The organism is Dietzia sp. KRD202 (genome assembly GCF_017168155.1).
GTDB lineage: Bacteria > Actinomycetota > Actinomycetes > Mycobacteriales > Mycobacteriaceae > Dietzia > Dietzia kunjamensis.
On the sequence record NZ_JABFAN010000015.1, the window covers coordinates 122,346 to 131,547 of the forward strand.

The 9,202-nt window shown below is 71.9% G+C and carries 7 protein-coding genes and 1 pseudogene; 5 read left to right on the forward strand and 3 right to left on the reverse strand.

Annotated elements, in window-relative coordinates:
- The 3 genes from J1M64_RS10585 to J1M64_RS10595 all read right to left on the reverse strand — a co-directional run.
- Positions 1 to 794, reverse strand: a 794-nt coding sequence (locus tag J1M64_RS10585) for an iron chelate uptake ABC transporter family permease subunit (RefSeq protein WP_307872424.1), incomplete at its 3' end; no start/stop codon positions are given.
- Positions 791 to 1,927, reverse strand: a complete 1,137-nt coding sequence (locus J1M64_RS10590) for an iron ABC transporter permease (RefSeq protein ID WP_307872425.1) — start codon at positions 1,925 to 1,927, stop codon at positions 791 to 793. The genes J1M64_RS10585 and J1M64_RS10590, both read right to left, overlap by 4 nt.
- A gap of 5 nt (positions 1,928 to 1,932) precedes the next feature.
- Positions 1,933 to 3,039 (reverse strand): iron-siderophore ABC transporter substrate-binding protein, encoded by a 1,107-nt coding sequence (locus J1M64_RS10595; protein ID WP_206474161.1) that lies wholly within the window; start codon positions 3,037 to 3,039, stop codon positions 1,933 to 1,935.
- Positions 3,040 to 3,292: 253 nt separating this feature from the next.
- On the opposite strand from J1M64_RS10595, the gene J1M64_RS10600 reads away from it, so the two are divergent.
- The 5 genes and pseudogenes from J1M64_RS10600 to J1M64_RS10615 all read left to right on the forward strand — a co-directional run bounded on the left by J1M64_RS10600 (position 3,293) and on the right by J1M64_RS10615 (position 9,126).
- Entirely contained in the window at positions 3,293 to 4,834 is a 1,542-nt protein-coding gene (locus J1M64_RS10600) for a pyridoxal-dependent decarboxylase (RefSeq protein ID WP_206474162.1), read from the forward strand.
- Between the two features lie 23 nt (positions 4,835 to 4,857).
- A pseudogene (locus tag J1M64_RS20200) lies at positions 4,858 to 5,166 on the forward strand (SidA/IucD/PvdA family monooxygenase); the annotation flags it as partial.
- Positions 5,157 to 6,221, forward strand: a complete 1,065-nt coding sequence (locus tag J1M64_RS10605; protein WP_307872426.1) for a SidA/IucD/PvdA family monooxygenase — start codon at positions 5,157 to 5,159, stop codon at positions 6,219 to 6,221. The pseudogene J1M64_RS20200 and the gene J1M64_RS10605, both read left to right, overlap by 10 nt.
- The gene (locus tag J1M64_RS10610; protein ID WP_206474163.1) at positions 6,218 to 8,743 is read left to right on the forward strand and encodes a GNAT family N-acetyltransferase; all 2,526 of its coding nucleotides are present in this window, start codon (positions 6,218 to 6,220) and stop codon (positions 8,741 to 8,743) included. Before J1M64_RS10605 ends, J1M64_RS10610 begins: the two co-directional genes overlap by 4 nt.
- Positions 8,740 to 9,126 carry an MmcQ/YjbR family DNA-binding protein gene (locus tag J1M64_RS10615; RefSeq protein WP_096905612.1) on the forward strand — a complete coding sequence of 129 codons (387 nt, stop codon included), beginning with the start codon at positions 8,740 to 8,742 and terminating at the stop codon, positions 9,124 to 9,126. Before J1M64_RS10610 ends, J1M64_RS10615 begins: the two co-directional genes overlap by 4 nt.
- The last annotated feature ends 76 nt before the right edge of the window (positions 9,127 to 9,202 follow it).

Genomic DNA, 9,202 nt, shown 5'->3' on the forward strand with positions numbered 1-9,202 from the left:
GGGCGGGACCCGAGGCCGACGGCGAGCTCGGGCCCCAGCTCGGCGGGCCGGAGCGCGGCGTGCAGCCACATCCCCGGCGGGAGCAGGACCACCAGCGCGACGGCGAGCCAGGCGATGCGCTCCCCCGACGCCCCGGACAGCGAGCCGACGGTCCACACCGCCGCTTCCTGGGCTCCGGTCAGCGGGAGCCGCGCGATGAGCTGGGTGACCACCGCGGTGCCGAGGGCGGCGACGGCCACACCGCCGAGCAGGAAGCGTTGGCCGACGATCCCGGTGCGCCGACCGGCGGAGGCCGCCAGGACGATCGCGAGCGCGACGGCGGATCCCAGCAGCGCGGCGGGTACGACCCCCACGCCGCGCAGCCCCCACAGCGCCATCCCGGCCACGGCCCCGGCGGAGGCGCCGTGGGAGATCCCGAGGATGTCAGGACTGGCCAGGGGATTGCCGAGGACGCGTCGGAACAGCGCGCCGGACGCGCCGAACGCCAGGCCGGCGAGCGCGCCGAGGACCGCACGCGGCAGCTTGTCCTCCATCACCACGAACGTGGCACCGGGGATCGTCGCCCCGCCGAGGATGGCGACGAAGTCGGGGATGGTCACCGTGTAGCGCCCCAGCAGCACGCGCACCGCCATCACCGTCACCAGGACGACCGCGAGGCCGACGACGACGAGGGCCGCATGCCTGCGGCGGCGGGCCGACAGGTGGCGGACGACCTGCTCGGTCTCGGCGAGCTCGGTGCAGGTCGAGGAGCCGCTGGCGGGGCCGGCCGTTCGGTCGAGGACGTCGGGGCTCACGAGCCGCCCACCCCCCGGTTCGCGCGGAGCAGGGCGATGAGGAACGGCACACCGATCGCCACGGTCATCACACCGACGGCGATCTCCCCGGGCGGGGCGACCACACGCCCGACCGTGTCCGCGAACAGCAGGACCACCGGCCCCACGATCACTGACAGGCCCAGGACGACGCGGTTGCCCACCCCCACCAGCCGCCGCAGCAGGTGCGGCACGAGCAGTCCGAGGAAGGCGATGGGGCCGGCGAGCGCGGTGGCGACCCCGGACAGGATCACCACACCTGCCAGAACCACGGCGCGCCCGACGACGGGTCCCACTCCCAGCCCGCGGGCCAGGTCGTCGCCGAGCGCGAGGGCGTCGAGGGTGGCCGCGCCGGCCAGGACGAGGACGAGCCCCAGCAGGATGAACGGCGCGGCGGCACCGATCTCGGGTGCGGACGCGCGGGCCACCGAGCCCAGGCCCCAGAAGCGGAACCGGTCCAGGACTCCGGGAAGGGCGATGACCAGCGAGGAGGTCACCGCGGTACACCCCGCGGTGACGGCGGCCCCGGCGAGGACGAGTCCGGTGCCGGAGTCGGCGCCGAGTCGACCGGCGCCGACCACCACCATGCCCGCGGCCAGGGAGCCGGCGACCGCGAACAACGCGACGGCGGACGGGCCGGCGGCCGGCGCGAGGGCCAGCCCCAGCACCACGCCGAGCGCGGCGCCGGCGGTCAGCCCGAGCAGGCCCGGGTCGCCGAGCGGATTGCGGGTGGCGCCCTGGAGCCCGGCGCCCGCCACCGCGAGCGCGGCGCCCACGAGGATCGCGGTGATCGTGCGGGGAACCCGGGCGGCCACCACCACCTCGTCCATCCCGGTGCCCGACCCGGGGGCGAGGGTGGCCGTGAGGTCACCGGCGAACACCTGCGACGGGAGCGCCGCCAACACCGACCACACCACCGCCGGGTCGACGGATCGCGCTCCCACGAACAGCGAGAGTGCCACGCCCGCGACGAGCAACGTCGACGAGGCCACCGTGCCGATCACGACACGGTGGCGCCGCTGCACGGTCGGTACCGCCGGCACCGCCGACCCACCCGCCGACCCGCCCGCCGGGAGGACAGGCGGGTCGGCGGTGCTTGTCGCGGGGCTGGTCACGCTTCTCAGGCCTGCTCTGCCGCCGCGATGATGTCGGGCACGACGTTCTCCAGCGCCCACGGCAGGCTCAGCGGCGACGAGGCGGAGATCGAGAGCACCTGCTGCTCGTCGGTCTGGACGACCATCCGCCCGGCCTCGACCGCGGGGATGCGCCCGAGCAGCGGGTCGGACTCGATGGCCTCGCGGACCTCGGCGGAGGCGGCGTAGGTGACAAGGATGTCGGACACCAGCTCGTCGGCGCGCTCGGGCGACCAGGTCACCGCGAACTCCTCGGGCGAGCCGCTCGAGGCCTCGGCGACGACCGGCGCCTGGACCATCCCGAGCTGCTCGAGGAAGCGGGGGCGGTTGTCGACGTCGGTGAACGCGTAGATCTTCTCCGCCGCGTCGGGGTCGACGGTGCCGTAGATGAAGGTCGTGTCGCGGATTCCCGGGTGGTCAGAGGCGACCCGGTCGATCTGCCCTTCGACGTCCGCGATGAGCTCCTCGGCGGCCTCGGAACGACCGAGGGCCTGGCCGATCAGCCGGGTCGAGTCCTGCCAGGCGGTGCCGAACGCGACGTCGCCCTCCGGCATCGCGATGGTGGGGGCGATCTTCGAGAGGGTCTCGTACTCCTCCGCGGTCATCCCGGAGTAGACACCCAGGATGAGATCCGGCTCGAGGGCGGCGATCGCCTCGGTGTTGATTCCGTCGGTCTCGGAGTACAGCGTCGGCATGTCACCGCCGACCTCCTCCAGCTCAGCGTCGAACCAATCGGTGGACCCGTTCGCATTGGCGCCGAACGAGTTGCGGGGCATCCCCACCGGAACCACACCCAGCGCCAGGGAGACGTCGGCGTTGACCCAGGAGATGGTGGCCACCCGCTGGGGCGCCTCCGGGATCTCGGTCTCGCCGTAGGCGTGCGAGATGGTGCGGGGGAACTCGCTCTGCCGCTCGACCTCGCCTCCCGCGCCGGCGTCGCCGCCGCCGTCGACGGCGCCGGTCGAGCACCCGGCCAGCACGGCCAGGAGCGCCAGAAAAGCCGCGAGGGCCACGAGGACCGCCCGGGCCCGCGGACGCGCCGGGCCATCTGGTCCGTCGAGCGTCAGCCGGGATCGTGCAGCGGGTGCGGTCATGGGGTCTCCGTCTAGTGTGGAACGTCGCCCGCCCGGAACCGGCCCAGGCGACTTAGGCTTGGCTTACCTTGGTGGGCGTCACCGTAGCGGGATCCGAACCCCCAACACAACAGTTACGTCAAAGATTTCCACTTCACCTGTCCCACAACGTGATTCATGTCACTCTATTGCTGTTTAGGTAAGCCTACCCTGCATAGCGTTCGGTCGTGCCACTGTCCCCGAGTAGGTCGGAGTACCCGTGAACGATCCATTGTTGAGCAGCCGGAACCGGGAGGCCCACGCCGCCGCCCTGGCTGCCGCGACCGCCGAGGTGAGCCGGTATCTCGACGGTCGGACCACGCCGCGCTCGTCCGCGTCGCCCTCGACGTTGGCAGCGCAGACCGCCGCCGTCGATCTCGCCGCACCGCTGGGCACGCTGGACAGGGCACTCGAGGAGGTCCGGGAGCTCTACCTCGACCACGCCGTCGGCTACCACCACCCGCGCTACCTCGCCCACCTCAACTGCCCGATCACCATCCCGGCGGTCGCCGCCGAGGCACTCGCGACATCGGTCAATACGGCTGTAGAGCCCTGGGACCAGGGCACGTCGGCGTGTCTGATCGAACAGAGGCTCATCGACTGGGTCACCGGGCTCATCGGTTTCGACGCCAGTGCTTTCGACGCCAGTGATCTCGACGCGACCCCCCGCCCGGACGGCGTCTTCACCACCGGCGGTACCGCCTCCAACCTGCAGGGCCTGTTCACCGCCCGCGAGGACCGTCTCGCCCGACCGGCCCCCGGGCGCCGGGGTGCGGGGCGGGACGCGGACCGTGGCGCCCGACTGTCCCGGCTGCGCATCGTCACGGGCGAACACGCCCACCTCAGCGTGGTCAAGGCGGCCCGCCTGCTGGGACTCTCGCCGGATGCGGTCATCACCCTGCCCGGAGACGGCGACCGGATGGACCCCGCGACCCTGGACCGCACCCTGTCCGCGCTGGCCGACGCCGGGGACGAGGTCGCGGCCGTCGTCGCGCTGGCCGGCACGACCGACCACGGCGCGATCGACCCGCTGCGGGCGGTCGGTGGGGTCTGTCGCGACCACGACGTCTGGCTACACGTGGACGCCGCGTACGGCGGCGGGCTCCTGGTCTCCCCGACGCGCCGGGACCTGCTCGACGGGATCGAGCTCGCCGACTCGGTGACCGTGGACTTCCACAAGACGTTCTTCCTGCCGGTGGCCGCCTCGGCGCTGCTGCTGCGCGACGGTTCGGGCTTCCGCCACTCCACCGTGAGCGCCGACTACCTCAACCCCGCCGACGGCGACGACCACGCCGTGGACAAGTCCCTGCAGACCACCCGCCGTTTCGACGCCCTCAAACTGTGGATGACGCTCCGCGTGCTGGGCGCTGACGGAATCGGCCGTCTGCTCGACGAGGCGATCGACGTGGCCGCCCGGATCGGCCGGACGATCGAGGCCGACCCGGAATTCGAGTTGGTGCGGCGCCCCGCCCTGTCGACGGTGCTCTTCCGGCCCCGGCCCGCGGTGACCGCGCCCGACCGTCCCGTCACCGACAGCGCACTCACTGACGACGAGGCCGACGCCCTCGTGCGCCCCGTCCGCGACGCGCTGTTCGCGGAGGGACGCTCGCTCGTCGCGTCGACGGTCGTGGACGGCCGGCCCTGTCTCAAGCTGACGGTCCTCGATCCGAACCTCGAAGACGAGGACGTGGCCGTCGTGCTGACGGACGTCCGCGACGCCGCTCGCTACCTCGCCGAGGGGATACGCGAGGCCACGACCGCGGGGGTGCTGACGTGAGCACTGCCCTGGGCTCCTCCCGTGTGCACGACCTGCTCGGCGTCGGTATCGGCCCGTTCAACCTGGGCCTGGCGTGCCTGGCCGAGCCGCTGGGTCTGGACGCGGTGTTCCTCGATTCCCGCGACGGTTTCGCCTGGCACCACGGACTCATGTTCGACGACGCGACCATCCAGGTGCCGTTCCTCGCCGACCTGGTCACGTTGGCGGACCCGACCTCGCCGTATTCGTTCCTCGCCTACCTCAAGCAGGTCGGGCGTCTGTACCCGTTCTACATCCGTGAGAATTTCCAGCCGCTGCGCGCCGAGTACGACGCCTACTGCCGGTGGGCTGCCGAGCGGGTGCGCGGCCTGCGCTGGGGGCGGGAGGTGGTCGACGTCCGACGGGAAGACCAGGGACGAGAGGGACCGGGCGACGACGACGAGGCCCCGTCTACCGTGTCACCGCCCTCACCCGCGAGGGCACCGAGACCTATCGCGCCCGCCACCTGGTGCTGGGGATCGGCACGACCCCGTGGTCGCCGATCGACACGGGACTGCTCGACGGTGGCGGCACGGTGGCTCTCCATGCCTCCGACTACCTGCACCGGCGGGAGGACCTACTCTCGCTGGGGTCGGTGACCGTGGTGGGCAGTGGCCAATCGGCTGCGGAGATCTACAACGACCTGCTCTCCGCCGCTGCCGACGTCGGCCCGCGCGTCGACTGGGTGACACGCTCGCCGCGGTTCTTCCCGATGGAGTACACCAAGCTCACACTCGAGATGACCTCGCCCGAGTACATCGACCATTTCCACGAACTGCCCCCTGACCAGCGCGACCGGATGCTGCGCGAGCAGCGTTCGTTGTACAAGGGCATCGACGCCGAGTTGATCAACCAGATCCATGATCTGCTCTACCGCCGTTCGGTCCGGGGCCTGGACACCGGGCTGCTGGCCGCCGCCACGGCCCTCGACCGTGCCCGCCGGGAGGCCGACCCCGGCAACGCCACCGACTTTGCCACCGCCTCCGGCGCTGCCCTGCGCCTGGACCTGCGCTGCACCGACACCGGCAGGAAGTGGACCCATCACACGGAGGGACTCGTCCTCGCGACGGGCTACTCCCCCACGCCGCCGCGGTTCCTCGACGGGATCGCCGAAGAGATCGACAGGGACGGCCGCGGGCGCTACCGGGTGGCCCGTGATCACACCGTCGACCGCGCACACTCCTTCATTCATGTCCAGAACGCGGAGGAACACACCCACGGGCTCACCGCCCCGGACCTGGGCATGGGAGCGATGCGCAACAGCATCATCCTGCGCGGGATCTGCGGCCGCGAGGTCTACCCGATCGAGTCGTCGATCGCGTTCCAGCAGTTCGGCGCCCCGACCGCCCGGCACCAGGAGGCACGATGAACACCAGCACAGTCCACACCAGCACCGTCCACACGCCAGCCGGGTTGGTCACCCTGGAACCACTGGCCCTCGACCACGACACCGTCCGCACCCTGCACGCGTGGCTCGACCATCCCGGTTCCGCCTACTGGGGTATGCGGGGTACCACCCCGGCGCAGGTCGAGGAGTTCCTCACCGACTGGTCGGCGAGCCCGCACCGGTCGGTGCACATGGTGCGCATCGACGGTCTACGTGTGGGCCTGGCCGTGTTCTACGACCCGGACGTCGTCGAACTCGACGGCCGGTACCCGCACGAGCCGGGCGACCTCGGGATGCACCTGCTCGTCGCGCCCACCCGCACGCCGGTCCCCGGCACGTCCGCGGCCGTGATGGGGGCCATCTGCTCGACCGCGTTCGAGGTGCCGCTGTTCGGCGCCCCGGCCCGCCGGGTGGTGGTGGAGCCGGACATCCGGAACACCGCCGTGCACCGGCTCAACGCCCGCGCCGGCTTCCGCGAGGACGGCCCCGTCGACCTGCCCGACAAGACGGCGCTGCTCTCCATCTGTCGTGCCGAGGCGTTCCGCGAGTCGGAGATCGGCCGGACGTCGATGCCGGTCTCGTCGTCGTCACCCCCGGTCGCACTGCCACCCCACGCCCACCTCACCGGTCACGCCATGCGCCGCGCGCACCGCCACCTCTGCGCCAAGGCGCTGGCCGAGTTCTCCCACGAGCGGCTCCTCGCGCCCACCCGCTCCACTCACACCGACGCCGGCCCCGACACCTACGCGGTCCGCGCCGGCAGCGAACGGTGGACGTTCCGCGCGCGGGTGCTGCCGCTGGAGCACTGGGCGATCGACGAGGCCTCGCTGTGCCGCGAGGTCGACGGCGTCCCGGTCGAGCCGGACGCGCAGGAGTTGATCCTCACCCTCGCGCCCCATCTGGGGATCCCCGGGTCGCTCGTGGGGACCTACCTGGAGGAGATCGCGGCCACGCTCGGCTCGGCGGCGTTCTGCCTGCATCACCGCGATCGCCCCGCACAACAGCTGGCGGAGGCGGGCCTGCAGGAGGTCGAGGGCGCGATGACCGAGGGTCATCCCGGGTTCGTCGCCAACAACGGCCGCGTGGGCCTGGGTCTGTCCGACCGTCACCGTTACACGCCCGAAGCCCCGTCGACCGTCCGCCTGGTGTGGCTGGCAGCCCGCCGCGGCCTGAGCCACCTGGCCACCGTCACGGGCCTCGACGAGCGCGACCACTACGCGCGCGAGTTCGGCACCGAGGCGCTAATGCGGTGCGACGACCAGCTGCGCTCGCTGGGCCTCGACCACGCCGACTACCGCATCCTGCCCGTGCACCCGTGGCAGTGGCAGCACGAGGTCGCGGTGGCGTTCGCCCCCGATCTCGCGCGCCACGACCTGGTCCACCTGGGCGAATCCGACAGCGAGTACCGGCCACAGCAGTCCGTCCGCACCTTCTTCGACGTGAACCACCCCGAGCGCGGCTACGTCAAGACCGCCCTCGCCGTGCAGAACATGGGGTTCACCCGCGGCCTGTCGCCGAAGTACATGCGCGACACCCCGGCCGTCAACGACTGGGTGGCCGGGGTCGTCGCCTCGGATCCGGTGTTGCGCGCGCTGGATTTCCAGATCCTGCGGGAGGTCGCCGCCGTGGGCTACACCGGCGACGCCTACCACCGGGCGGCCGCGGCCGGGATCTCGGACGAGGGGCCGCACACCAAGATGATCGCGGCCCTGTGGCGCGAGAGCCCCGTTTCACGGCTGGCCCCCGGAGAACGTGCCGTCACGCTGGCCTCGATGCTGCACGTGGACCTGCACGGGCGGTCCCTCGCCGTCGAGCACCTCGAGCGGTCGGGCCTGGACGCCCGCACCTGGCTCCGGGCGCTGCTCGACGCCTACGTGCTGCCCGTCGCGAGGTGCCTGCTCGTGCACGGGCTGGTCTTCATGCCGCACGGTGAGAACGTGATCGTGGTGATGGGCCCCGACCACACCGTGCGCCGGGCGCTGTTCAAGGACATCGGCGAGGAGGTCGCCGTGGTGCGTGACCGGCCTCTGCCCTCTGGGCTCGAGCGGATCCGCCACGTGGTGGACGCGGAGACAGCCGCACTGAGCGTCCACACCGACGTCATGGACGGGGTGCTGCGCCACCTCGCCTCGATCCTCGACGTCGCCGGGGTGCTCGAGGCGGATCAGTTCTGGGACGAGACGCGGCAGTGCCTCGAGACCCTGGCTCCCGGCGGCGGTCGCGGCGGCGAGGGTCGCGGCGGCGAGGTGCACCGTCCCACCTGGGAGGCGCTGTTCGCTCCGCGGTTCAAGCACTCGTGCCTCAACCGCCTGCAGCTGCGGAATACCCGTCAGATGGTGGACCTGACCGATCAGGCCGGGTCATTGCAGTTCGCGGGGACGCTCGCCAACCCGCTCATCTCCCGGCTGGTCCGGGACGACGACACGCCGGGCGAACCGCAGCGTCCCGCCCGCCCGGGCACGGAGCCGGGCGCGGAGCCGGCGACGGTAGCGTCGACGGCATGAACGGACGGGAACTCCAGAAGTGCGCGGCGATGCGCGCCCGCGAACTGCCCGCGTCGACTCTGGAGTTCCCGTTCGGGCCGGACTTCGATGTGTTCAAGGTCCGCGGGAAGATGTTCATGTTCCACGCGGTCGTCAACGGCGAGCGTCAGGTGATCCTCAAGGCACTGCCGTCGGATTCGATGGCCCTGCGCGATGCGCACGCCGACATCACGCCCGGGTACCACATGAACAAGCGGCATTGGATCTCGCTGCACCCCGGCGGCACGCTGACCGCGGACATGGTTTCCGAGCTGGTCACCGAGTCCTACCGACTCGTGGTGTCGGGCCTACCCCGGGCACAGCAGCCCGTCGAACCGCACGCCTTCGGGCGCCAGCAGCGTTAGGTAGGCCGACGCTCACCACCCGGATCGACCCCGCCCCTTAGCCGGGGTGCAGGGGTCGATCCGGGTGGTGAGCGTC